General features: G+C 62.8%; 22 protein-coding genes and 1 pseudogene. 13 read left to right on the forward strand and 10 right to left on the reverse strand.

Annotation, left to right across the window (positions count from 1 at the left end; translation table 11 throughout):
• Positions 1-175: 175 nt before the first annotated feature.
• The 6 genes and pseudogenes from C4900_RS06985 to tnpB form a co-directional block, all read right to left on the reverse strand.
• Positions 176-442, reverse strand: a pseudogene (locus C4900_RS06985) (transposase domain-containing protein); the annotation flags it as partial.
• Between the two features lie 87 nt (positions 443-529).
• Positions 530-1,528 carry a tyrosine-type recombinase/integrase gene (locus tag C4900_RS06990; protein WP_114282489.1) on the reverse strand — a complete coding sequence of 333 codons (999 nt, stop codon included), beginning with the start codon at positions 1,526-1,528 and terminating at the stop codon, positions 530-532.
• Positions 1,525-2,475, reverse strand: coding sequence for a tyrosine-type recombinase/integrase (locus C4900_RS06995; RefSeq protein ID WP_114282834.1), 951 nt, complete (start codon positions 2,473-2,475; stop codon positions 1,525-1,527). Before C4900_RS06995 ends, C4900_RS06990 begins: the two co-directional genes overlap by 4 nt.
• Positions 2,472-3,704: a tyrosine-type recombinase/integrase gene (locus C4900_RS07000; RefSeq protein ID WP_114282488.1), complete on the reverse strand. Its 1,233-nt coding sequence runs from the start codon at positions 3,702-3,704 to the stop codon at positions 2,472-2,474. The genes C4900_RS06995 and C4900_RS07000 overlap by 4 nt, the downstream gene beginning before the upstream one ends.
• An 82-nt stretch (positions 3,705-3,786) precedes the next feature.
• Positions 3,787-5,208 carry an IS66 family transposase gene (gene tnpC, locus C4900_RS07005; protein ID WP_170132449.1) on the reverse strand — a complete coding sequence of 474 codons (1,422 nt, stop codon included), beginning with the start codon at positions 5,206-5,208 and terminating at the stop codon, positions 3,787-3,789.
• 56 nt (positions 5,209-5,264) lie between these two features.
• Positions 5,265-5,621, reverse strand: coding sequence for an IS66 family insertion sequence element accessory protein TnpB (tnpB, locus tag C4900_RS07010; protein ID WP_114282766.1), 357 nt, complete (start codon positions 5,619-5,621; stop codon positions 5,265-5,267).
• Between the two features lie 203 nt (positions 5,622-5,824).
• Here tnpB and C4900_RS07015 point away from each other — a divergent pair, with 203 nt between their 5' ends.
• From C4900_RS07015 to C4900_RS07045, 7 genes are all read left to right on the forward strand, one after another.
• Positions 5,825-6,121: a transposase gene (locus tag C4900_RS07015; RefSeq protein WP_114282767.1), complete on the forward strand. Its 297-nt coding sequence runs from the start codon at positions 5,825-5,827 to the stop codon at positions 6,119-6,121.
• A gap of 195 nt (positions 6,122-6,316) precedes the next feature.
• A complete protein-coding gene (locus C4900_RS07020) occupies positions 6,317-7,804 on the forward strand; it encodes an IS4 family transposase (RefSeq protein ID WP_147267127.1) in 1,488 nt (495 codons plus the stop codon).
• 3 nt (positions 7,805-7,807) lie between these two features.
• Positions 7,808-8,662, forward strand: coding sequence for a DUF4338 domain-containing protein (locus tag C4900_RS07025; RefSeq protein ID WP_114282479.1), 855 nt, complete (start codon positions 7,808-7,810; stop codon positions 8,660-8,662).
• A 62-nt stretch (positions 8,663-8,724) separates the two neighbouring features.
• Entirely contained in the window at positions 8,725-9,573 is an 849-nt protein-coding gene (locus C4900_RS07030; RefSeq protein WP_114282769.1) for an IS3 family transposase, read from the forward strand.
• 93 nt (positions 9,574-9,666) lie between these two features.
• Positions 9,667-10,793, forward strand: a protein-coding gene (locus C4900_RS07035) for an IS3 family transposase (RefSeq protein ID WP_114282771.1) whose coding sequence is annotated in 2 segments (ribosomal slippage) — positions 9,667-9,928 and positions 9,928-10,793 — 1,128 coding nt in all. Because the reading frame shifts where the segments join, the coding sequence is not laid out codon by codon here.
• A gap of 335 nt (positions 10,794-11,128) precedes the next feature.
• A complete protein-coding gene (locus C4900_RS07040) occupies positions 11,129-12,244 on the forward strand; it encodes a Fic family protein (RefSeq protein WP_065971863.1) in 1,116 nt (371 codons plus the stop codon).
• A 599-nt stretch (positions 12,245-12,843) separates the two neighbouring features.
• Entirely contained in the window at positions 12,844-13,425 is a 582-nt protein-coding gene (locus tag C4900_RS07045) for an Hsp20/alpha crystallin family protein (RefSeq protein ID WP_065971415.1), read from the forward strand.
• A gap of 60 nt (positions 13,426-13,485) precedes the next feature.
• Here the strand turns inward: C4900_RS07045 and C4900_RS15820 are convergent, their stop codons facing one another.
• The gene (locus C4900_RS15820; RefSeq protein ID WP_147267150.1) at positions 13,486-13,950 is read right to left on the reverse strand and encodes a hypothetical protein; all 465 of its coding nucleotides are present in this window, start codon (positions 13,948-13,950) and stop codon (positions 13,486-13,488) included.
• Positions 13,951-14,441: 491 nt separating this feature from the next.
• Positions 14,442-14,918 carry a MarR family winged helix-turn-helix transcriptional regulator gene (locus tag C4900_RS07050; protein WP_065971416.1) on the reverse strand — a complete coding sequence of 159 codons (477 nt, stop codon included), beginning with the start codon at positions 14,916-14,918 and terminating at the stop codon, positions 14,442-14,444.
• 71 nt (positions 14,919-14,989) lie between these two features.
• Between C4900_RS07050 and C4900_RS07055 the strand changes: the two genes are divergently transcribed.
• From C4900_RS07055 to C4900_RS15980, 4 genes are all read left to right on the forward strand, one after another.
• Positions 14,990-15,487, forward strand: a complete 498-nt coding sequence (locus C4900_RS07055) for a carboxymuconolactone decarboxylase family protein (protein ID WP_065971419.1) — start codon at positions 14,990-14,992, stop codon at positions 15,485-15,487.
• On the forward strand, positions 15,484-15,927 hold the full coding sequence (locus C4900_RS07060; protein ID WP_083996056.1) for a GNAT family N-acetyltransferase: 444 nt from the start codon (positions 15,484-15,486) through the stop codon (positions 15,925-15,927). Before C4900_RS07055 ends, C4900_RS07060 begins: the two co-directional genes overlap by 4 nt.
• Before the next feature lie 283 nt (positions 15,928-16,210).
• Positions 16,211-17,337 (forward strand): IS3 family transposase gene (locus C4900_RS07070; protein WP_114282776.1). Its coding sequence is split into 2 segments (ribosomal slippage): positions 16,211-16,472 and positions 16,472-17,337, totalling 1,128 coding nucleotides; the frame shifts between segments, so codons are not numbered across the junction.
• Positions 17,338-17,943: 606 nt separating this feature from the next.
• The gene (locus tag C4900_RS15980) at positions 17,944-18,450 is read left to right on the forward strand and encodes an OB-fold protein (protein ID WP_065969409.1); all 507 of its coding nucleotides are present in this window, start codon (positions 17,944-17,946) and stop codon (positions 18,448-18,450) included.
• Between the two features lie 333 nt (positions 18,451-18,783).
• On the opposite strand, the gene C4900_RS16895 is transcribed toward C4900_RS15980, so the two are convergent.
• Positions 18,784-18,918 (reverse strand): hypothetical protein, encoded by a 135-nt coding sequence (locus tag C4900_RS16895; protein ID WP_267254365.1) that lies wholly within the window; start codon positions 18,916-18,918, stop codon positions 18,784-18,786.
• Positions 18,919-18,999: 81 nt separating this feature from the next.
• Between C4900_RS16895 and C4900_RS07080 the strand changes: the two genes are divergently transcribed.
• The gene (locus tag C4900_RS07080) at positions 19,000-19,635 is read left to right on the forward strand and encodes a retropepsin-like aspartic protease family protein (protein ID WP_065969411.1); all 636 of its coding nucleotides are present in this window, start codon (positions 19,000-19,002) and stop codon (positions 19,633-19,635) included.
• A 387-nt stretch (positions 19,636-20,022) separates the two neighbouring features.
• Here the strand turns inward: C4900_RS07080 and C4900_RS07085 are convergent, their stop codons facing one another.
• On the reverse strand, positions 20,023-20,379 hold the full coding sequence (locus tag C4900_RS07085; RefSeq protein ID WP_141689216.1) for a hypothetical protein: 357 nt from the start codon (positions 20,377-20,379) through the stop codon (positions 20,023-20,025).
• A gap of 508 nt (positions 20,380-20,887) precedes the next feature.
• On the opposite strand from C4900_RS07085, the gene C4900_RS07090 reads away from it, so the two are divergent.
• Complete coding sequence (locus C4900_RS07090) at positions 20,888-21,928, forward strand: hypothetical protein (RefSeq protein ID WP_147267151.1); 1,041 nt, start codon at positions 20,888-20,890, stop codon at positions 21,926-21,928.
• Positions 21,929-21,939: the final 11 nt, after the last annotated feature.

Here is a 21,939-nt window from a genome sequence, read left to right on the forward strand (position 1 = left end):
TCCATTAACCCCACCCTCCCACGCCTGGCGTCACGCTGATATCGTGTGGGCCATGGATAGGTCGGTCGTGTGGATCGGGCAACCGGGGTAGTAGGCAACAGTTCTTTAACAGCCAGGATGCGGGATGGTCTGGCCCCGGCGCCCGGGGTGGGGGCGCCGGGGCGGGGTGATGGGGTCAGCGCCGGGGCGTGAAGCGGGGCAACGTCGGGTCGGAGGTAAGATTCATGGGCAGCAGCGCCTCGAAGTCTTCGACGGTGCAAGCCTTGGGGAGATCAGTGAAGATCCGGCGCAGGTAATGATAGGGCTCGAGGCCGCAGGCCTTGGCGGTCTCGATGAGGCCATAGAGGTTGGCGGAGGCCTTCGCGCCCGCCACGGTGTCATGGAAGACCCAATTCTTTCGACCAACGCAGAAGGGTCGCAAGGCATTCTCGGTCGCGTTATTCCGCGTCACGGATTATTCCGCGTCACGGTGCAGCGCTGCGATTTCGCGGCGGATCGCGGATCAATGGCACGCCCGGTCGCGGCATAATTACAGGCCCTCGAGGAACGTAAGCAGCCGATCGGGGGCGTGGAAGCGGCGGGGCGCAATGCCCGCGGAGGTCGCATGCGCCAGCGCCTGCTCCTTCAGGCGCATGTCGGCATGCAGATAAATCTCCGTGGACTGCGTCGATTCGTGTCCGAGCCACAGGGCGATGACCGTGATATCGACGCCGCTTTGCAGCAGGGCCATGGCCGCGGCGTGTCGCAGCGTGTGCGGGGTGACGCGCTTGGTCTTTAACGAGGGGCAGGCTCGGCCGGCGGTCGCCGTGTGCCGCGCCACGATGCCTGCCAGGGCATCTGCGCTCAAGGCGCCGCCACCCCGGGCGCTCGGAAAGACCGGATCCGCAGGATCCCCTCGGCGTTCGCATAGCCATGCCTTGAGGAGGGCCGCCACTTCGGGGCGCAACGGGGTGCAGCGCGTCTTGCGTCCTTTGCCGAGACAGCGTACATGGGGTCCTGTGCCGATCGCGACGTCCCGGCAGCAAAGCTGCCGGATCTCACTGCTGCGCAGGCCGGTCTGGAGGGCCAGTGCCAAGAGGGTGCGATCCCGCCGGCCGATCCAGGTCCCGGCATCCGGGGCGGCGATGAGCGCCTGCGCCTCCTCCGGGGTGAGAAACGCCACCGGCCCGCGCTCGAAGCGCTTGGGCGGAATCGCGAGGATGCGCTGACACTGCAAACTGCGCGCCGGTTCGGCCAGCGCCACGTAGCGAAAGAAGCCGTGAAGGGCCGCGAGCCGCTGATTGCGGGTGCGCGCCCCATTGCCCCGCTCACGCTCCAGATACTCGAGGAACGCCTCCAGGAGCGGGGCATCGAGCTGCTCGAGGCGCAGCGCCGACGGGGTGCAGTGCAGGTGTGCCGCGGCAAAGCGCAACAGCAGGCGGAAGGTGTCGCGGTAGCCTCCCACGGTGTGCGGACTCGCACCCTGGCTCCCAAGCAACCGCTCGGTGAAGAATTGCTGCAGCAAGGCCGGGAATGTCGTCGGGCTCATCGTGCACCTCCCGTATCCGCACGCCCGCTTTGGCGTTCGGTGGCCAACATCAGCAGTTCCGGCACGGCCTCGATGTACCAGTAGGTGAGGCCAACTTCGGTGTGGCCGACATACGTCGCAAGCTTCGGCAGCTCGCGCGTGACATCCGCCCCGGCGCGGTACCATGCCACCAGCCGGCCGGTGACGAACGAGTGGCGAAAGTCCTGCAGCCGCGGCCCGCGGCCAGCGCGGGGCGAACCGTTTGCAGGGCGCAGGCCGACGGCGCGGGAGAGTCTGACGAACATCCGCCGGACGCTGGAGCCGGCGAGGCGCCGCCCCCGCTCGGAGAGCAGGAACGCCGGGGTCTGCGGATGCGGACACAACGCGTCGCGTCGCGCGGCATAGTGCGCGAGCGCGAGGCGCGTAGTGGCGGCGATGGGCACGAGGCGGGACTTGCCGAACTTGGTCTCGCGGATGAAGAGGATCCCGTTCTGGAGATCCACGTCACTGCGATCCAGCGCGAGCGCCTCGCCCGGACGCAGACCGGTGGCGGCGAGTAGCCCGATGAGCGTCGTATACGTCAGTGCACGCAGGCCGGTGGGTGATCGGCATTGCGCCGCCGCGGCCATCAGGGCTTGCGTCTGCGCCTCCGTGTAGATATGGGGGCGGGGGCGGCGGTGCCGTGAGGACACCAGATGCCGAGGGGGCACTTCGGTCTGCGGATCGAAGGCACTCCACCAGGCCGCGAACTTCCGCACCATCGAGAGCCTCCGGCCCCAGGTAGCCTTCTGCACGCCGGGACGGGCGGTCGCCCAGCGCAGCGCCAACGCCGTGGTGATGTGCGCGGAGCCCTCCTGTTCGAGAAATGTGACGAACTGCCGGAGTGTGTTAGCCGGCTCCGCCAGCCGCGTCCCGAGGGCGCGGCGCACCGTGATGTATTGGGTCAGGGCCTCCCCAAGCGCGCTCATGGCGCACCTCCGGTCAGCGGCCACGGGAGCGCCACGCCCCGCAACGCCTCCAGCGAGACCTTCGCGTAGATCCGGGTGCTCGCTTGCGTATGGTGCCGCAGCACTTCGGCGATCTCCGCGAGGGAGGCGCCCTGGCGGATCATCCGGGTCGCCAGACTGTGCCGAAACAGGTGCGCGACGTGCTGTGGCTGCGGCGGGATGCCGGCACGGGCGAGGGCCAGCCGCACGATGTGGTCAATGGCACACGGGCCCGTGAGTGCGATGCGCGGCGGGATCGCACGCAGGAACACGCGGCGGGAGGTGGTGGTGCCCCGGTCGCGGCGCAGATACTCAGCCAGCGCCCGACCCACATCGGCGGGAAGCGGCAGGGACTCCATCCGGGACCCCTTCCCGCGCACAACCAGCTCGCCGGTGCGCCAATGAACATCCTCGAGCGTAAGCAAGACCACCTCGGAGGCGCGCAGCCCGAGGCGCGCGAGCAGCAGAAGGATGGCGTAGTCGCGCCGGCCCTTGGAGGTCGATCGATCCGGACTCGCCAGCGCCTCCTCGACCTCCTCGGGCGTCAACAGCGCCGGCACGCCCGCCTCACGGTACGTACGCATCGTCGGGACCGCCGCCGAGAGGTCCCTCGGGGTTTCGCCGCGCAGGAAGAGGAAGCGCAGCAGCGAGCGCAGCGCCACGGTCACCAACCGCGACGACTCCGAGGCGTGATTCCTGATCCGGCCGAGCAGGAAGGCGTGAATCGTCTTGGCATCCAACTGATCGAGCGCAAGCCGCCCCGCCTGCGCCTGCCGGGTGGCCAGAAACGCCCGGGCGCAGGGCGCATAGACCAGGATCGAACGCTCGGCGAGTCCCCGATCCTTGCGGAGGAAAGTGATGTAGCGCGCCACCAGTGCCTCGGCAGGCGTGTCCGGCTGGGAGGGTGCAGACGGCATGACGCCGCACGCGCGCAGATAGGCCAGAAAACGTCGTACCGTGGCCCGCTCGCTCTCGGTGGCCGAACATTGCGGCGGCCGGCGCCTGATGAAGGACTGGACGTGCTCCTCCCCGAGGGACCCCTCGGCGATGGCGTGCCGCTTGGCCCACCGCGCGAAGGCGATGGTCACCGCCCTGCGCTCGGCCAGGGTGTTCGGGGAGTACCCGGCGATCCGTTGGTCGTCCAGAAACGCGTCGACGTATGCCTCAAGGGGTCCGGGGCGCTCACCTCTTTGCGAACCATCTGTCTCCATGTGGCTTCTCCTGGTTTGGCACCATTGCCGAACTCAGGAGACCACGTGGATTATGCCGCGTCACGAACAGGGGGCTGGTCTGCTAATGCCTGACAACAAGCCCAAAATCTCTCTCCATGCGGGCGAGGCGGAATAATCCGTGACGCGGAATAACGCGACTAATGCCGTTAACGGCATTAGTCGCGTTGTTATCGATCGGGATACGCCCATCGGTGAGATACACGACGAGCTTGTCCCATTCGTTCGCAAGATACGCCAAAGCCCGGCCCAAGGCGCTTTGCGGCGGGACGCCGGGGCGGTGGATATCAAGCCAGGTACGGAGGGTGTCCCACAGGGGCTTGGCATGCTGGGCGCGGTACTGCTGCCGGTCTTCGGGGCTTAGGGGGCGCGCCGCCTTCTCCACGGCATAGAGCTTCTGGATCTGGGCGAGCGCCTCCTCGGCCAGGCCTTTCTTTCTGTGCTTGCCTTGCGATTTGATGACCTCATCAAAGCGGCGTCGCGCATGGGCGAGGCATCCTGCGTGGATGAGCCCCTGGGCACGGACCGCGGCACAATAACCGGCATAGCCATCGGTCTGCAGGATACCCGTGAAGCCTGCGAGCAGGCGCAAGGGCACCTCCTGGGAACGGCTCGGGTCGTAGTCAAAGAGGATGATGGGGGCCTCGGGCGGTCCGCCCCGCTGCACCCACAGATAGGACTGTGATGTGGCGGCCTTGCCCGGCTCCTTCAGGACCTGGGTGGGGGTCTCGTCCATGCTGATATACCCGTAGGCCAGCAGTTGATCGCGCAGGAGATTCACAAGCGGTTGCGCGGTCTCGGTGCCCAAGGCCACCATCCAGCGCGCCATAGTGGCCCGCGGGAGATCCACCCCGATGCGCGTCAGGATCTGCTCCTGGCGGTAGAGGGGCAAGGCATCCTGGTACTTCGAGACCACGATATGGGCGAGCAGGCCGGGGCTTGCCAGGGTCTTTGGGAGGGGTTGCGGGGGCAGCGGGGCGATCTTCACCCCCGACGCGTCGTCCTTCCGGACCCCATACTTCAGGCGCACATGGCGCAATACCCGTATGGTGGCCGGGACGATGTCGAGCTGTTCGCTCACCTCTTCGCCGATCACCACCAGCGGCTGCCCATCGGGGGTTAGGCGCGCCTCTTCGGGGAGCTCATGGATGATGTCCACCCGGGGGAGAGCGGCCGGCAAGGGCTTGCGGTACCCGCGGGCCTTGCGGATGTGGCCGGCCACCACGCTCTCGACTTCCGGGACCTCCTCAGCGGCGAGGGCCTCCCGCTCAGCCTCGACCTCGGCCTCGTCAAAGAGCCCCATCTGCGGGCTTGGACCCTTCTCGCTGCGTGCGCTATAGCGCCGGGCGATCGCGAGGTTCAGTTGTTCCTGCAGGAGTTCGGCATGGCGGGTCAAGCGCTCGATCGTGGCATCGCGCACGGCGATCAAGACCTTCAGGGCCTCGATGTCGTTGGGTAGCGCCGTGTCCCGTATGCCGTCCGTCATAGCCACGATTATACGACAGTCGAATCGATATTGCACCCCCATGGCCACAATTTTTGCTAGGAAACCCGCTGATACACCAAGGACGGATGCGGCTTCATGAGGGTGATGTCATAGCCTGCGAGCAGCCACTGGAGCTGGTCTTCCGAGAGTGTCAGGACCGCCTCCGAGACCTTGCGCGGCCAGGCAAAGCGCGCCGCCTCCAGGCGCTTTAACCACAGCGCAAAGCCGGTCTGATCCCAATAGAGGATCTTCACGCGGTCGCGCCTGCGGTTCGTGAAGATAAAGAGCGCGCCCGTTAAGGGGGACAAGGCCATCTCTTGCTCCACACGGGCGGCGAGCCCATCGATCCCCACCCGGAAGTCGATGGGATCACGGTGCAGATACACGGCCAAGGGGTCTATGAACATGCGCATGGGGATCAGGCCTTAAGGGCCATAAGGAGGGCGGCCACCCACGCCGGGGGCACGGCAGACGACAACGCCAGCGAGGCCTTGCCGATAGTGAGCGTGACCGTATCGCCCACGCAGTGGGGGCCACCTGGCTTGGGGCCGACTGAAGTGGTCCCCCGTTGACGGACCTCTAATGGATGGATTAAACCAACCACTTGGAGGTCACTATGGAACGTCAGGTTCGTGCTCAATATACCGCCGATTACAAGGCGCAGGCAGTGTCATTGGCAAAGAGCCTCGGAGCGGCAAAGGCTGCCCGCAAGCTCGGTATTTCGGTCAAGACGCTGGCTAATTGGATCCGCATTTCGCGTGATGGAGCAGGGTTCGCCAAGGACGGGAAGCGCCGTCCTGTGAGCGATGTGGAAGCCGAGAATGCACGGCTTCGAGCCGAGAATGCTCAGCTGCGCATGGAGCGCGATTTCATAAAAAAAGCCGCAGCGTACTTTGCGAAGGAGTCCAAGTGAAGTACGCCTATATCGCCTCGCAGCGGACTCACTACCCGATCGGGTTCATGTGCCGGGTACTTGAGCTTTCTATTGCACACATCTTTGGCGATTTTCTCTGATTGTTTGACGCGCCTAACGAAAGTGCTGGACACACGCGCCGAGATTGCGTAAGGTGGCGGTTGTCGCGGCGTGCGACAAGGACAGGCGGACGGCGTGCAAAAGTCGAGGCGTTGTGGGGATCCGGATGTGCGGGCGATCATGGAGGCCGGCACAGAGTCGGTCGAGTGGGTGAGACAAGAGTTTGCCCGCGCCGACCTCTCCGATAAACGCCTGGATCGTCGCTTGGTGAAAACTGCGGAATATCTCGCCCAATCTCCCGGCTCGCCGATCAATGAAGCGTGCGGCAATTGGGCCAGTACGCAAGCGGCGTATCGGCTGTTCAATAATGCCAAGGCGAGCGCGGCGGGGATCCTCAAACCCCATTGGGAAGCGACGGCCGCGCGCATGGCCGGCTGCGGGGGTGCGGTGCTGGTGATGCAGGACACGGTCTTCTTCTCCTACGGCCGGCACGTCAGGACTCGGGGCCTCGGACCGATTGGCAAGAGCAACGCCGCGCATGACCGGGGCCTCATCATGCATAACGCACTGGCCTTCACCACCTCGGGCGTGCCGCTCGGGATCGTGAGCCAAAGCATCTGGGCGCGCGGGGAGATCCCGGAGGAAGACTATCAGGAGAAGATCGAGCGCCTGCAGGTCACGGCGATCGAGGAAAAAGAGAGCGCGAAATGGCTTATTGCGCTCAAAGAGACGGTCGAGCGGGCGCCCGCGGGCGTGCCGGTCGTCACCGTGGCCGACCGCGAATCGGACTTCTTCGAGTTCTTGACACGCGCCCAGGACCTGCAGGCGCACTATCTCATCCGCGCGCGCACCGACCGCAAGCTCGTGCCCGAAGACAGCGCGGGCTGCACGCGGATGCTCGAGGCGTTGAGCGATGCCCCGGCATGGGGGAGCATGACGATTGAGGTTCCTGGCAACGGCAGTCGTAAGGCGCGCACGGCGGCGATCGAGGTGCGCACAGCCGAGGTCACGATCCAGCCCCCACCGCGCCGTGGGGCGGCCCAGACGTCCGGCTCCAGCGAGCCTGTGACCGTCACCCTGATCGGGGCGACCGAGTCGTCCCCGCCGGCCGGGGTGGAGCCGATCAGCTGGGTGTTGCTCACAAATCTCATCGTCAAAGACTTCGCGTCCGCCACCGAGAAGGTGCGGTGGTATGGGCGGCGCTGGGGCATCGAGATCTGGCATAAGGTGCTCAAATCCGGCTGCAAGGTCGAGGACTGCCTGCTCGAGGAGGCCTTGCGCCTCAAGCGCTATCTGACGCTTTTCAGCATCATCGGCGTGCGCCTGATGCATGTGACCTACCTGGCCCGCGCGCACCCGGATCGGCCGGCCACCGAGGTGTTCTCCGAGGAGGAGGTCGAAGCGCTGCATATCCGCGTCACGCGGGCATTGCCCCCCGCAGGTCCTGCCCCGACGCTGCGCGACATGGTGCGCATGCTGGGCCGGCTCGGCGGCCACTTGGGCCGCAAGGGGGATGGCGAACCCGGCGTCACCGTGCTCTGGCGCGGCTGGACGAGTCTTTACGAGACGGTCGAGACACTGCGTGCCCATAAACATGTCCTCAGCCCGCGCGACTCGAGCTGAACGATGCGCTACTGCGGACGAGAGTTTACACCAGCCGAGATCGCGCTGATCCGCGAGTGGCTCACGACCCCCCAGATGAACCGTGCTCGTTTATCCCGGGAAGTCTGTGAGAGGCTCGGATGGCGCCGGGAAAATGGCGCTCTGAAGGATATGAGCTGTCGCGTGGCCCTCAACCGCATGCACGCCGATGGGCTGATCACACTGCCCCCGCCGCGCAACCCCAAGCCCGTCACCTACCGGTCCTATCCGGACATCGAACAGGCGGTTTGCGAACCCGCCGTCATCCCGGCCATCGATCTCGCTACGCTCACCATTGATCCGGTCCTCGGCAGAGCCGAATCGCGGCTGTGGAACGCCTATATCGAACGCCACCACTACCTCGGGCATACCCTCATGCCCGGGGCGCAACTGCGCTACTTCGTACGCGCCCAAGGCCAGATCGTCGCGGCCCTGGGCTTCGGGGCCAGCGCCTGGAAGGTCAAGCCCCGCGATCAGGCCATCGGCTGGACGGTCGATCAGCGGCAACGCAATCTGCACCTGATCGTCAACAATGCCCGTTTCCTTATTCTGCCGTGGATCCATTGCCCAAACTTGGCCTCACGGATCCTGGCCTTGGTCAGCCGCCGACTCCCCGACGACTGGCACGCCCGCTACAGCTATCGCCCGGTTCTGCTCGAAACCTTCGTCGAGAAGCCGCGCTTTACCGGTACCTGCTACAAGGCGGCCAACTGGCAAAACCTTGGGGATACTCAAGGGCGCGGTAAGCTCGACGTCTTGCATCGCCACGCAAAGCCCGTCAAAAGTATCTGGATCTATCCGCTCGTGCGGGACTTTCGCCGGCATCTCTGCAACGCATAAGACAGGCCATTCGATTACCTATCGATATTCATCGATGCCTCATGCTTTGTTGACAGAAAGATGTGTGTAATAGAAAGGTACTTGAGGTATCGACGTCGGGATTCTTCGCCTGGCAGGCCCGAGAACGTGCGCCACAGAGCGACGCGGACGCTCCGTTGCGTGCAGCGATCATACAGGTCCACGAGGAAAGCCGGCGCCGCTATGGTCGCCGGCGCCTCACGCATGCCCTGCGCGCACAGGGCATGCGCATCAACCCCAAACGTGTGCATCGAGTGATGCGCGAGGAAGGCTTGCGAGGCGTGCGTAAAGGGCGCTTCGTGCCGCGCACGACCGACAGTGCCCATCAGCGCGCCATCGCCCCGAACGTCCTACAGAGGCGATTTAGCGTCGACACAGCCGTGCCGGCCTGGACAAGCGACATCACGTACGTTGCCACTCGTGAGGGCTGGCTGTACCTGGCGGTGATTATCGCCTTACAGACACGCCAGGTGCTCGGCTACAGCCTCTCGGATCGCATGCCCGATGAGCTGGTGCTCAATGCGCTGCGCAATGCCTGCCATCTCCAGACACCGCCATCCGGTACGGTGTTTCATTCCGACCGCGGCAGCCAGTACGCCAGCGATGATTTCCGCAACGCTCTCGGCGCACTTGGCATGGTGGCCAGCATGAGTCGCAAGGGAAATTGCTGGGACAATGCGGTCTCGGAGAGCTTCTTCGCAACACTGAAGACCGAAGAAGCGACCGAGCCGTATGCGACAAAACAGGACGCCCACAGAGCGATCGCGCAATACATCCACGGATTCTACAATCCTGTCCGCCTGCACTCATCACTCGGATACTTGTCGCCCAACGAGTATGCGCGCAGAATGCAACACCCAGATCAAGACCCGTCTATGAGGTCCGCTGCGTAGGGACCACTTCATTCAGAGATGGACCCCAATTCTTGGACACTAGCTTAGGTGATTATCTGCCCTTACAGTAACGCAACAAGGAGCAGAAATCCTATGAGCAAGACACGACGCAATCACGCCCCGCAGTTCAAGGCCAAGGTGGCCCTTGAGGCCCTGGCCGGGGAGAAGACTATCCATGAGATCGCAGCCAAACACCAGGTCCACCCGAACCAGGTGACCCAGTGGCGCCGGCAGTTGATCGACCAGGCGGCGAGCATTTTCGGCAAGCCCACGGGGACGACACCCACCAGCGATCGCGAGGCCTTGCTGGCCAAGATTGGAGAGCTTACGGTCCAGAACGATTTTTTCGCACGAGTGCTCGGCAAATGACCACGGCTGAGAGACTCCAACGGGTCGAGCGCGAGAATCCGGTGGTGCCGATCGCACGCCAATGCGCGTGGCTTGGCGTGCCCCGCTCGAGCGTGTATTACCAGGGGAAGCCTGTGGTCTCCGAGGACGATCTGGCGCTCATGAAGCGGCTCGATGCGATCCACCTCCAGCACCCGTTCCTGGGCTCGCGGCGCCTGCGGGACCGGCTCGAGCGCGACGGCGTGTTCGTAAACCGCAAGCGCATCCAGCGGCTCATGCAGGTCATGGGGATCAAGACCCTGTACCCCAGGCGCAAGACCAGCGCCCCGGGTCCGGGTCATCGCATTTATCCCTATCTTTTGCGAGGCATGACCATCACCCGGCCCAACCAGGTCTGGTGTGCGGATGTGACCTACGTCCCCATGGCCCGGGGCTTTTGCTATCTCGTCGCCATCATGGACTGGGCCACGCGTGCGGTGCTCTCCTGGCGGCTGGCCACCACCCTGGAGGCCGACTCCTGTGTCGAGGCCCTGGAGGAGGCCCTGGAGCTCTATGGGGCCCCGCAGATCTTCAACACCGACCAAGGGGCGCAATTCACCTCCGAGGCCTTCACAGACGTCCTGAAGGCCCACACGATCGACATCAGCATGGACGGCAAAGGCTGCTGGCGTGACAACGTGTTCGTCGAGCGGTTGTGGCGCTCTGTCAAGTATGAGGAGGTGTATCTCAAGGCCTATGCATCGATACCTGAAGCACGGGCCTCTCTTGCAAAATACTTCCATTTCTATAATCATGAGAGGCCTCATCAAGCACTGGATCGACGGACACCGTGGGAGGCTTACACCACAGCGTCCTGGGATCTAGCCGCTTGACCAACCCGGCAGATAATCCACCTAAGGATCGGGAGATTCTGTCCAGGGGTTGGGGTCCATCTCATTCGAGTCGACGTCGGTGCGCGAGCGGCAACGAATTCTGTTGCTCAAGGGTGCACGGCGCTGCATGGAACTGAATGAATATCGAACTATCCGAAACGGATGTGTCTCGTGCGGGAAATACCCAGAGTCTCACCCATTTACACCCAATAACCACCCCAACAACCGGAATCATTGGGGTAACCCAACTTCTTGCGGTAAACACTCGAACAAACCACCGTATAATCTGCGGTGAATATGTTGCGCCCGCAGTGAATACATCTCATAATCTCCGCATGAACAGCGGCGATTACAAGTACATCTGGCAGGCCAGCGACTGGCCGCGCTGGCGCTACGACCTGGCAGCGCTCGCAGGGCCTATAGCTGAGGTCAGCCGTGCCCAAGGCCTGCTCATGGGGTGTCTAGCCGACATCGGCAGGCCAAAGCGCGACCAGGCGAGCCTCTCAGCGCTCACTGAGGACGTGGTCAAGACCAGCGAGATCGAGGGTGAACGGCTCGATGTCGAGTCGGTGCGATCGAGTATCGCCCGTCGCCTGGGTGTGGACATCGGCGCCCTGGCGCCGATGGATCGGCATGTGGAAGGTGTGGTCGAGATGGTGCTCGACGCCACCGCCAACTGCGTGGCCCCGGTTACGCGGAAGCGCTTGTCCGGCTGGCATGCAGCGCTCTTTCCTACCGGCTACTCCGGTCTCGTTGGCGGCTGGAGGGACGATGCCGGCGGTCCGATGCAGGTGGTGTCCGGCCCCATTTGCCGGCGGCGCGTGCATTTCGAGGCGCCGCCGGCCGATCGCCTGGAGGCCGAGATGGGTCGTTATCTCGAATGGCTCAACGGGGAGTCGGAAGAGCCTCCACTCATCAAGGCGGGACTCGCCCATGTGTGGTTTGTCACCCTGCATCCCTTCGACGACGGCAACGGTCGCATCGTCCGTGCCATCGGCGACCTGCTGCTGGCGCGCGCCGACGGCAGCCCGCAACGCTTTTACAGCCTGTCGGCGCAGATCCAACGGGAACGCAAGGCGTATTATGACGTCCTGGAACGGACCCAGAAGGCGACGCTCGACGTCACAGAGTGGCTCGCCTGGTTCCTCGACGCCCTGCGCCGCGCGGTCGATCAGGCACAGCACTCCCTAGACACCGTATTGGCGCGCGCGCGGTTCTGGCAGCGATTCGCGGAAACGCCGATTAACGCGCGTCAGGTGAAGCTACTCAACTGCCTGCTCGACGGCTTCGAAGGTAAGCTCACCACCAGCAAGTGGGCAGCCATCGCCAAGTGCTCGCCCGATACTGCCCTGCGCGACATCAACGAACTGCTGGCCTACGGCGCATTACGCAAATCCGCCGCGGGTGGGCGCAGCACTAGCTATGAGTTGAACGAGCCGCCGTCGGCGTAAAAGTCCCTTGGAACGACTTGGCTCCCCCGCCGAACAGCGCCTTCATGGACATCAGCCGCCTCATCCGCTCCCCCCCCCCCCCCCCGAGCGGCGCCGCGGCGCTGGTGCCGCTGCTGGGGGCGCAGCGAGATCCAGGCCCTGGGCTATCAAGTACGTACGCACCCGTCGGGCTCAACGTGCCGGTGATGGGGTAGGGGGGTGGCGTGGCCGCTGCCGCGCGGGTTAAGGTTGGCGCAGCGGCCCCAGCACGACAGGCCCGTGAGCCTGGCGCGCACTGGCTCGCCGACATGCCCATGTGTCTTGCCGACCAGCAGCGCATGGAAGCAGCGCTGGCCGCGTCGATCGACCGCTGCTCAGCCATAAAAGGTCTGGTGAGTCGCCCTGCCGCAGATCGAGGCGCCGACGCGACGGTTGCCATCAACGCGAGGCCTTGATAGTGAAGACTGGAGCTGCGCCGCCGGCGCTTTTTGAGCACGCTTGCGGTTTGAGAGCCAGTGAAAGAGCACCCAGCGCGGTTCGCGCCAGCATGATCGAGGCCTTGAAATCCCACGTGTCGGACCTCACATTCGCTTCACCCAGTCAACGATTGGGAGAAGACCATGAACATCGACTTGAAGAAATGGGCGCCATGGAACTGGTTCAAAAAGGAACAGGAGGTTCAGCAGGACGTAAGTAGCTTGCCTATAACGAAAGCAACTGCGCCGGCCAGCATGCCGTCGACTACCCTCGATCCCCTGCTGCAATTGCACCGTGAGGTGGATCGACTCTTCAATGATGCCTTCCACGGTTTCGGGCTTTCCTGGCCACGGCTGAGCTGGCCGAGAGTGGCGCCCGAATGGCAGGGCCTTCTACGTCCATCGCTCGACATCCAGGAAACCGACAAGCAGTACCGCATCACGCTTGAGGTGCCGGGCGTCGAGGAAAAGGACATCCAGCTCACGCTGGAAGACGACGTGCTCTACATCCGCGGCGAGAAGCGTCAGGAGCAAGAGCATAAGGACGCCCAGTATCACCGCATCGAGCGCAGTTACGGCAGCTTCCAGCGCGCACTGAATGTGCCGGCAGATGCCGATCAGGATACGTTCAAGGCCTCGTTCAAGAACGGCGTGCTTACCGTCACCATCGACAAGCGCGCCCAGGCTGGCAGTCCGCGCGGCCGCAGCATCCCAATCAACAGCTGAACGGAACGGCCTTGTCTGGTGGCGCCACCCTCGCGAGTGGCGCCTTGCCTTTCATTACCGTCACATCCCCAGTCGCAAGATTGCGGCCGTCTCGCGCGTCGTGTCGCCGCGCCTCACGCTGAGATCTGCGGTGTCGTTGACCTGGAAGTCGTCCAGGTATGCCAAAAGCTTGGGCACGGAATCCATCGCCTTCGACGGCGATGATGACGTCGCGCAGATCGATGCCTTGCGGGGGCGGCATGTATCCCAAAGCCGCGCCTGCTCGGCAGCGGAGCCGAGGGCGACGCGCCGCTCGAAGACGCGCTTGGTGCCGGTGAGGCACCGATTGAGTCCTTCACCTACCTCAATGCCGAGCGCAGGCCGGATGCGCCGTACCGCTCCAACAACCCTCCCATACCCGGCTTCGCGCTGATATCGTGTGGGCCCCGGACAGGTCGATCGGGTGGACGGGGCAACCGGAGTGGGCAGATCTCCCTCTCCCGTTCCGTCAAGGAGGCCGGGCCCGCGCAGGCGATAACCGAGCATAGGGAGACAGCTCTTCGCGTCATGAGCTGCATGGGCGAGCCGCGGGACCTGCGAGGCCTTCTCCTGAAGTTCTGTCGCCGAGAGGGGCTCACAACGGCGAGCAAGGGTTGGCATGCCGTTATGCCTGACGGTGGGCGATATTCCGGTGCGAAGATCCTTTGGCCGCGCCGGGCGAAGCCCCGGTGATCGGGCGCCGCGCGTGGGGTTCCGGCGACGTAGCCGCCACGAAGGTCGAGGCGTACTCACCCGGACGCCGCATGGGCCTTCAACCGCCCGCCGTTCCCAGCACGCACCGATGCGGCCATGGATTGCGCGCCCTGCGGCCAGGAGGCTGCGCGCCTTCGAACGCGGCGCAGACCTGCGATACATGAGGCAGACTCCAATCGGCGGACTACCTGTACCGGATAAGGGAATGGAGTCCGTATGTGCAAAGGCTTGCCATGCTTGTCCCCGAGTTTTTGGGCGATTGTTTGCGGTAACGAGCCGCTCAACTAGAGTCCAACTTCAAGCGCCGCCACTTTCACCAGCCAGCGCCTGATCACTTGTTCGTCGGTTGGAGACACATGAGCTAGCAGTTTTTCTTCAGCCGCCTTTACGCGGGCGCGGCACCGGCCGAGTAGCTGTAGCCCTGCCTTGGTCACCTCAATGTGCCGAATGCGCCCATGCACCGCATGCGGGCGGCGCAAGACCGCGCCACGGCGCTCCAGGTTCGTCACGATCACGCTCATGGTCTGTGGTGTCAGCAATGACAGACGCGCCAAGTCCGCATTCGATGCGCCGGGATAGGCTGCGAGCATAGTTAGAACCGAGAACTGCGGCAGCGTGACCCCCAAGTCCTTCAAAGCACGCTCCATGCCAAGCCGATGGGCGGCATTCGCCTGCCGCAGCAGGTAGCCGATGTGACCCTGCTCGCCCCGTTTGCCTTCGCCCACGCTTGGTACCGTGGTCCTGTTCGTGGTCTTGTTCATAATGTCAGTGTTCGTATATTATGTTCGAGCACTGATACTAACACTTACCATGGCAGACAGGAATGACCATCATGACGCCCCCAAAACACAACCCCCGCATCGACCGCGCCACTTTTGATCGAATCGCGCCGGCGGCGGCCGCTGCACTCGGTACCCTTGGCCGAGTCGTCGGTGACTCGGGGCTCGACAAATCATTGGTCGAGCTGATCAAGTTGCGCGCCTCGCAGATCAACGGCTGCGCATTCTGTATCCAGTACCACCTGAACGTGGCGCGCCAGATCGGGGTGCCTTCGGTCAAGCTCGACTTGGTGGCGGCATGGCGTGAGGCGGGCGTGTTCTCCGCACGTGAGCATGCCGCCTTGGCATGGGCGGAAGCGTTGACGTTCATGGCCGGATCGGTTGTTTCTGATGCGATCTATGCCGAACTGCAGGAGCAGTTCTCCGAGAGCGAAATCACGTTCCTGACAGTCGCTGTCAGCGCCATCAATGCCTGGAATCGCATAGCCGGGGCGCTCCGATTCGCGCCCCAGGTAGCGGTTGAGCATTCGGCATCGGGAAACTCTTCATGATCACCTCGACGACGGTCCCGCAATATGTCGACGACGAGGATGGTGTCCGGCGTTGCTACCCGCTGATGGCGCAGTTGCGGCCACACCTTGCCACCGAAGATGAGTTTGTCGACCGCTGGCGCCGCCAGGTGGCCGGTGGCTATCGCCTCCTGGCGCTGCTTGAGGGCTCGCGCGTGATCGCGTTGGCAGGTTTTCGAGTGCAAGAGAACCTCGTGTACGGCCGCTTCCTGTATGTCGACGACTTGGTCACCGATGGAGCCTTGCGCGGCCGTGGGCATGGCGAGCATTTGATGGCACGCCTCAAGCGCGAGGCGTGCATCCTGGGTTGCGGCAGATTGGTGCTGGATACACCACTCGGCAATTCGTTGGGGCATCGCTTCTACTTCCGCAACGGGCTGCTCGCTACCTCCTTGCGTTTCAACATCGCGATCGCGCAATAGATTGGTGATGATGACATTGCTGCATATCATAGCCAGTGCCCGGGGCGAATTGTCGCACGGTCGCCGGGCAGGCCAGGCTCGTCTAAGCCGGCTTTTCGGCAGGCGAGCAGACGTCGCCAACCCGTAAGGACCTCGCAGCGACCGTCTGGTGTGGGCCGCACAGTGAGCGGCAAGGCGAAGCCCTACGGACGAATACTGGAGGCCAGAGATGGACCCCAATTCTTGGACACTAGCTTAGGTGATTATCTGCCCTTACAGTAACGCAACAAGGAGCAGAAATCCTATGAGCAAGACACGACGCAATCACGCCCCGCAGTTCAAGGCCAAGGTGGCCCTTGAGGCCCTGGCCGGGGAAAAGACTATCCATGAGATCGCAGCCAAACACCAGGTCCATCCGAACCAGGTGACCCAGTGGCGCCGGCAGTTGATCGACCAGGCGGCGAGCATTTTCGGCAAGCCCACGGGGACGACACCCACCAGCGATCGCGAGGCCTTGCTGGCCAAGATTGGAGAGCTTACGGTCCAGAACGATTTTTTCGCACGAGTGCTCGGCAAATGACCACGGCTGAGAGACTCCAACGGGTCGAGCGCGAGAATCCGGTGGTGCCGATCGCACGCCAATGCGCGTGGCTTGGCGTGCCCCGCTCGAGCGTGTATTACCAGGGGAAGCCTGTGGTCTCCGAGGAGGATCTTTCGCTCATGAAGCGGCTCGATGCCCTCCACCTCCAGCACCCCTTCCTGGGCTCGCGGCGCCTGCGGGACCGGCTCGAGCGCGACGGCGTGTTCGTAAACCGCAAGCGCATCCAGCGGCTCATGCAGGTCATGGGGATCGAGACCCTGTACCCCAGGCGCAAGACCAGCGCCCCGGGTCCGGGTCATCGCATTTATCCCTATCTTTTGCGAGGCATGACCATCACCCGGCCCAACCAGGTCTGGTGTGCGGATGTGACCTACGTCCCCATGGCCCGGGGCTTTTGCTATCTCGTCGCCATCATGGACTGGGCCACGCGTGCGGTGCTCTCCTGGCGGCTGGCCACCACCCTGGAGGCCGACTCCTGTGTCGAGGCCTTGGAGGAGGCCCTGGAGCTCTATGGGGCCCCGCAGATCTTCAACACCGACCAAGGGGCGCAATTCACCTCCGAGGCCTTCACAGACGTCCTGAAGGCCCACACGATCGACATCAGCATGGACGGCAAAGGCTGCTGGCGTGACAACGTGTTCGTCGAGCGGTTGTGGCGCTCTGTCAAGTATGAGGAGGTGTATCTCAAGGCCTATGCATCGATACCTGAAGCACGGGCCTCTCTTGCAAAATACTTCCATTTCTATAATCATGAGAGGCCTCATCAAGCACTGGATCGACGGACACCGTGGGAGGCTTACACCACAGCGTCCTGGGATCTAGCCGCTTGACCAACCCGGCAGATAATCCACCTAAGGATCGGGAGATTCTGTCCAGGGGTTGGGGTCCATCTCAGCCAACTCCTCGAGGCCTGACCTTCTTGGTTGGCACTATGGTGCGGTGAAGGGTGTCGATAAGCTTTACGTAACGGCAAGTGGCCGCTGCGGGCATGCCTGCCTCGCGTGCCATCGGTACTAATGAGGCCCCCATCCGCAAAGGCCGCATCGCGGATCCCTGGATACCGAAGGCGTATATCGTGCATTCGTACCCTCACCAACGCTTTGCTGCCAAATACTCAAGATAGAAGCCGGCCACGTTCGCAGCGCCTACCCGGGTCTGTGCGCCGGTCTCCGGCGATCGGCATTCCTGGCGCGACCAAACGAGATGGCCGTATAAGAGGGTCCCTGCGAGACCGGGCAAAAAGGAGGACAGTCGTTACCCGGGACACCAAGCCTCACGGCAGAAACAGGCGAGGCTACAGGCGCGCCCGCCCGGCAGCCCCCTGGCTGCAGGACCTTGGGCGCGCGTATCGGCCCTTACCGTGTGGCCGATCGTCTCGCTTGCCACTATACTCCCCGCGAGAGACGCATCGCTCTGACACGGGAAGCACGAACACCATGATCTGCCGACATTGCAAGCAAACCATCAACTACCGCACCTTGCAGTGCCCCCATTGCGCCGAAATTCAATGGCGCATACTTACCGCGGCCACGGTGGTGGCCTTTTTCGGGCTCGTGATTGCCGATGTGGCATTACCCCTATTCGTTCCTCACAGGACAGGCGCCAGCACATCGCCGCGCCTTCCTGTGGTCACGATTTCGGCCCGCAAGCTTTACACGGCTTACCACACCGATCCGGGGGCGATGAACCGTCGCTTGGCGGGACACACGGTACGGATAAGCGGCGTTGTGACCTCCATCGCGCTGGATTTCGCAAACCGGCCTGTGGTATCACTGCAAAGTAGGCGCCATGTCAACGACCAGATGACGATGAAGGGGTCTGAGAAAGCGGCGGCAGCCAAACTCCATACCGGCGAAAGAGTGGTTATCGATTGTGCGCATATGTCCAGCATTATGGGGATCCCCGAGGGGAGCGACTGCACATTCGAGAGCCGCTCGCGTTGAGCCCTCCTTATGGCCCCTTAGGGACCGAACTCCGAGGGCAATCCGTGGATCCGATTGGCCTTAAGCGCTGTGCGCCTTCACAAACGCCTAGCGGGCGCGGTGGGCCGCGAGGAGCGCATGGCTTTCGGTGCTCTTGATGGGCACGAGGCGCATATTGGGACGCGAGACCGTGTCCGGGATCGCGTCGGCAGCGACGGCATCGTTCTTTGGGGTCTTTGACGGAGGGCTTCACGAGGTGCGGGGCCATGAGCCTCACCGTGTGTCCTGGCGCCGAGGGTTTTCGAGCCCCATATGTGGGCACAGCCACAGGCCTCGAGGGCGATGAGACAAGGCTTATGGCTGGAGAAAGACGTGCGCCTTTGAAGACGTTTGCATAGTTTTTTTGACAGCCGCCTTGCCATGGGCCTTGACACCGTGGATGGCAACAACCGTCTCTACCAGATCCATTCCCATCGTTGTGATCTTCATGATCGTCTCCCCTTATGGCGAGAGCGTTCACGCCCTTCACGGTGGCGCGCGTGATGTCGTTCAGGGTGGGGTGGCCACGGTATGTGTAATAGAGAGAGCCTTGCTGGCTCAGGCTTTATTCTGGAGGCCGCGCAGAGTAAGCTTCCGGGCACGATGGGATACCAAGACCGGGACTGGTACAAAGACGCACAGCGTGATAGGCCACCGGTCGCACGCAAACCAGCCCCACCCAAGCGCAAGGGTCCCGTGTTTTCGTACATCCTGCTCTGGGTTGTGATTGGCCTGGTTTTTTATGGTCTGGTCACGACATTTATCCCGGGGATGGGGAGTTCACGGGTTCAGATTCTGCGCGATGGCTCGGTGGTACTCGGCACAAACCGCACCGGCAATTATGTGATAAACGGATCGATTAACGGCGTTTCTGTGCGGTTTGTGGTGGATACTGGGGCTTCTCTGACCTCGGTATCGCAACGCGTAGCGCGGCACATGGGGCTGTTCGGTTGTGTGCCAGCGCGTTTCACGACAGCAAACGGCGAGGCACAGGTTTGCGTCGCTGGGGCACGGGATCTGCAATTCGGCGACTTCCGTGTGCAAAACGTACAGGTCGCCGTGATGCCCGACATGGAGACGCAAGCCTTGCTGGGAATGAATGTTCTCAACAGGTTTCACATCACCCAAAATGGCGGCAAGATGATTATTTCTAAGCCATCGCCATGAAACTCGAATGCTTAACCAGTTGTTATTCTCGAAATCGGCAATGCGCTGATGAGCTCTGAGGAGCGGGAATAAGGGGATGATATAGGCCTAGAAAACTGGCGTTGCATGCGCTCCAGGAAAATACATCATTGGAGCGGAGACTTGGCTAAGTTTGTCGAAAATACAGAGGGCACGGAAGTCCCTTACGTTCAGGCAGGGCATGGAAACACAATGCAATTCCCAATATCGGCGTCGAATGCGGGATACACCTCAACGCGCGAAAATGCGTGAGGGAAAGTGAGGGAACAAAGGGCTCGGCTAGGGCTGTGGCTGTTGTTGAACAGCAGGGTGCATTTAGTAGAAACGAAATGGGGAGAATTTAAAAGGAATGGGTGTACGCGGTAATACCTAGGCGCGAACAAAAGACCCAAAATACTTATCAGCCGCCCAGCCTATGGTTTCCGTCAGTGCGGCGGCTGTCGCTGCATTCACAGCGTTGCCGGCGCCAGGCAACCACCCCACAACCCATTCTACGACGACGCGGCCCACGGTCAGACTCGCATATGGCAAGAGAAACTTCGCCACAACACCTTCTGTGACCGAGGCCCCGTGCTCGCGGGCAATGGCCATGACCATTGCCGCCTGAATCGGGAGGATGACCGCCTCATCGGCACCAGGGACCTGCGCGAAGCTCACCGCTGCGGCGGCACTCGCCAGGGCCGCCTCGTGAATAATCGCGTGGATCTTTTGTGGGGACGCTGCCATATCCATCCTTGTTTACTGATGATGTCAATTGTGCCTGGGTGCCTTACCGCATCCGGTCCACAGCCCCAAAACAGGACACCAACGGCGCTATAAGACCTCAAACGCGTTTCAGACGACAGCCACGCAAGCTTGCGGGAGCCGCAAGGGCGAAGTAGCTCATGCCCCATCTCGGAATATGACGCGCCCCAGGCCATCCCGATCCGGATCTTCCCATGCGACATGGGTTGTCGCAGCCGGGACCTATGATGGGTCGTATCGGGGACGCGGAAAGCCATCGCGGCCGGATGATCCATAAGGGCGATTGCGACAGGGGAGGGCCTATGACGTGCGAAGTGGTGGTCATGAACAAACGGGGTATTGCGCTCGCCGCAGATAGCGCCGTCACCTTGAGCGACGGGGATGGCAACGCGAGCAAGGTCTATTACACGGCCGAGAAGCTCTTTTGTCTATCCCCGGATCTGCCGGTGGCCATCATGACATACGGTCCGGCCGACATCATGGGCGTGCCGTGGGAGACGGTCGTCAAGGTCTACGCGCAAAAGCTCGGGGGCGGCGCTTTGATACCTTGGCCGAGTATGCGCAGGACTTCCTTGCGTTCATCGAGGGGGCCGACTGGCTCTTCCCCGGAGAGACGCAGACACACTGGCTGCAGAGCCTCGTCTACGGCTTCTGGAAGGAGTGCTATGTGGACGAACTGGAAAGGATGCTGGCGGAAGAGGAAAAAACCACCCCCAAGGGTAAACTCAAAAAGCTCGCGGCCATCATCGCCGCAGACCATGAGGACTGGGAGCGCTATCCGGATCTCGCCTGCGTGAGTTCGGGCTATGGCCAGCGTGTGCGGGAGATCTTTGCCGAGGCCCTGGACGAGGCTGAGCATGACCTCCTTGAGGAATTGGCCTTGACCCCCGCCCTGCAGGAGGCCCTGCGCAAGACTGTGGAGTTCGCCTACCAAAAGGAGTGGTTCCACCCCCGCGATCGCAGCCATGTGGTGATCGCCGGCATGGGGGAGGCCGAACCCTTCCCGATTTTGCTGGAATACGAGGTCGGTACGCTGGCCGCGGGCACGCTGCGCTACCGGAAGGCCGACGAGACGCGGGTCGGCGAGGACTCGGACGGCACGGTCGCGCCTTTCGGGCAAAGAGAGATCATCGATTCCGTGATCCAAGGGATCCATCCGCGCATCTATGGTCAGCTCATGAGAGCGGCCGCCCGGATGCCGCAGGATCTGGAGGATTACGACGACGAAGACGAACCCGAAGAGATCGAGGAAAGGGCGGAGGCGTTCTCCCAGTTGGTGCGTGAGGAGGTTCTGCGGCCCTACGCGAAGCCGCTTCTGTCGGCGGTGAGCGCGCTCCCGCGCCAGGACCTGGCGAAGATGGCCGAGTCACTCGTGAATCTGACCGCGTTTTTTATGCGCATGTCGGCCGATGAGGAGCAGACGGTGTCAGAGCCGGTGGACGTGGCCCTGCTCTCGAAGGGTGATGGGTTCATCTGGGTCAAGCACAAGGATGTGCGGGGTCTTGCCTATGATCGATCCATTGGCGCCTGACGGGTGCGAGA

The organism is Acidiferrobacter thiooxydans (genome assembly GCF_003333315.1).
Classification (GTDB): domain Bacteria; phylum Pseudomonadota; class Gammaproteobacteria; order Acidiferrobacterales; family Acidiferrobacteraceae; genus Acidiferrobacter; species Acidiferrobacter thiooxydans.

What these genes read in the sequence shown, in the direction of transcription:
- C4900_RS06995 (WP_114282834.1), bottom strand. Translation starts at nt 2,475, where the DNA reads ATGAGCGCGCTTGGGGAGGCCCTGACCCAATACATCACGGTGCGCCGC.
- C4900_RS07040 (WP_065971863.1), top strand. Translation starts at nt 11,129, where the DNA reads ATGAACAGCGGCGATTACAAGTACATCTGGCAGGCCAGCGACTGGCCG.
- tnpC (WP_170132449.1), bottom strand. Translation starts at nt 5,208, where the DNA reads ATGACGGACGGCATACGGGACACGGCGCTACCCAACGACATCGAGGCC.
- tnpB (WP_114282766.1), bottom strand. Translation starts at nt 5,621, where the DNA reads ATGCGCATGTTCATAGACCCCTTGGCCGTGTATCTGCACCGTGATCCC.
- C4900_RS07080 (WP_065969411.1), top strand. Translation starts at nt 19,000, where the DNA reads ATGTGTAATAGAGAGAGCCTTGCTGGCTCAGGCTTTATTCTGGAGGCC.
- C4900_RS07000 (WP_114282488.1), bottom strand. Translation starts at nt 3,704, where the DNA reads ATGGAGACAGATGGTTCGCAAAGAGGTGAGCGCCCCGGACCCCTTGAG.
- C4900_RS16895 (WP_267254365.1), bottom strand. Translation starts at nt 18,918, where the DNA reads ATGAAGATCACAACGATGGGAATGGATCTGGTAGAGACGGTTGTTGCC.
- C4900_RS07045 (WP_065971415.1), top strand. Translation starts at nt 12,844, where the DNA reads ATGAACATCGACTTGAAGAAATGGGCGCCATGGAACTGGTTCAAAAAG.
- C4900_RS07060 (WP_083996056.1), top strand. Translation starts at nt 15,484, where the DNA reads ATGATCACCTCGACGACGGTCCCGCAATATGTCGACGACGAGGATGGT.
- C4900_RS07055 (WP_065971419.1), top strand. Translation starts at nt 14,990, where the DNA reads ATGACGCCCCCAAAACACAACCCCCGCATCGACCGCGCCACTTTTGAT.
- C4900_RS06990 (WP_114282489.1), bottom strand. Translation starts at nt 1,528, where the DNA reads ATGAGCCCGACGACATTCCCGGCCTTGCTGCAGCAATTCTTCACCGAG.
- C4900_RS15820 (WP_147267150.1), bottom strand. Translation starts at nt 13,950, where the DNA reads ATGCTCGGTTATCGCCTGCGCGGGCCCGGCCTCCTTGACGGAACGGGA.
- C4900_RS07025 (WP_114282479.1), top strand. Translation starts at nt 7,808, where the DNA reads ATGCGCTACTGCGGACGAGAGTTTACACCAGCCGAGATCGCGCTGATC.
- C4900_RS15980 (WP_065969409.1), top strand. Translation starts at nt 17,944, where the DNA reads ATGATCTGCCGACATTGCAAGCAAACCATCAACTACCGCACCTTGCAG.
- C4900_RS07085 (WP_141689216.1), bottom strand. Translation starts at nt 20,379, where the DNA reads ATGGCAGCGTCCCCACAAAAGATCCACGCGATTATTCACGAGGCGGCC.
- C4900_RS07050 (WP_065971416.1), bottom strand. Translation starts at nt 14,918, where the DNA reads ATGAACAAGACCACGAACAGGACCACGGTACCAAGCGTGGGCGAAGGC.
- C4900_RS07015 (WP_114282767.1), top strand. Translation starts at nt 5,825, where the DNA reads ATGGAACGTCAGGTTCGTGCTCAATATACCGCCGATTACAAGGCGCAG.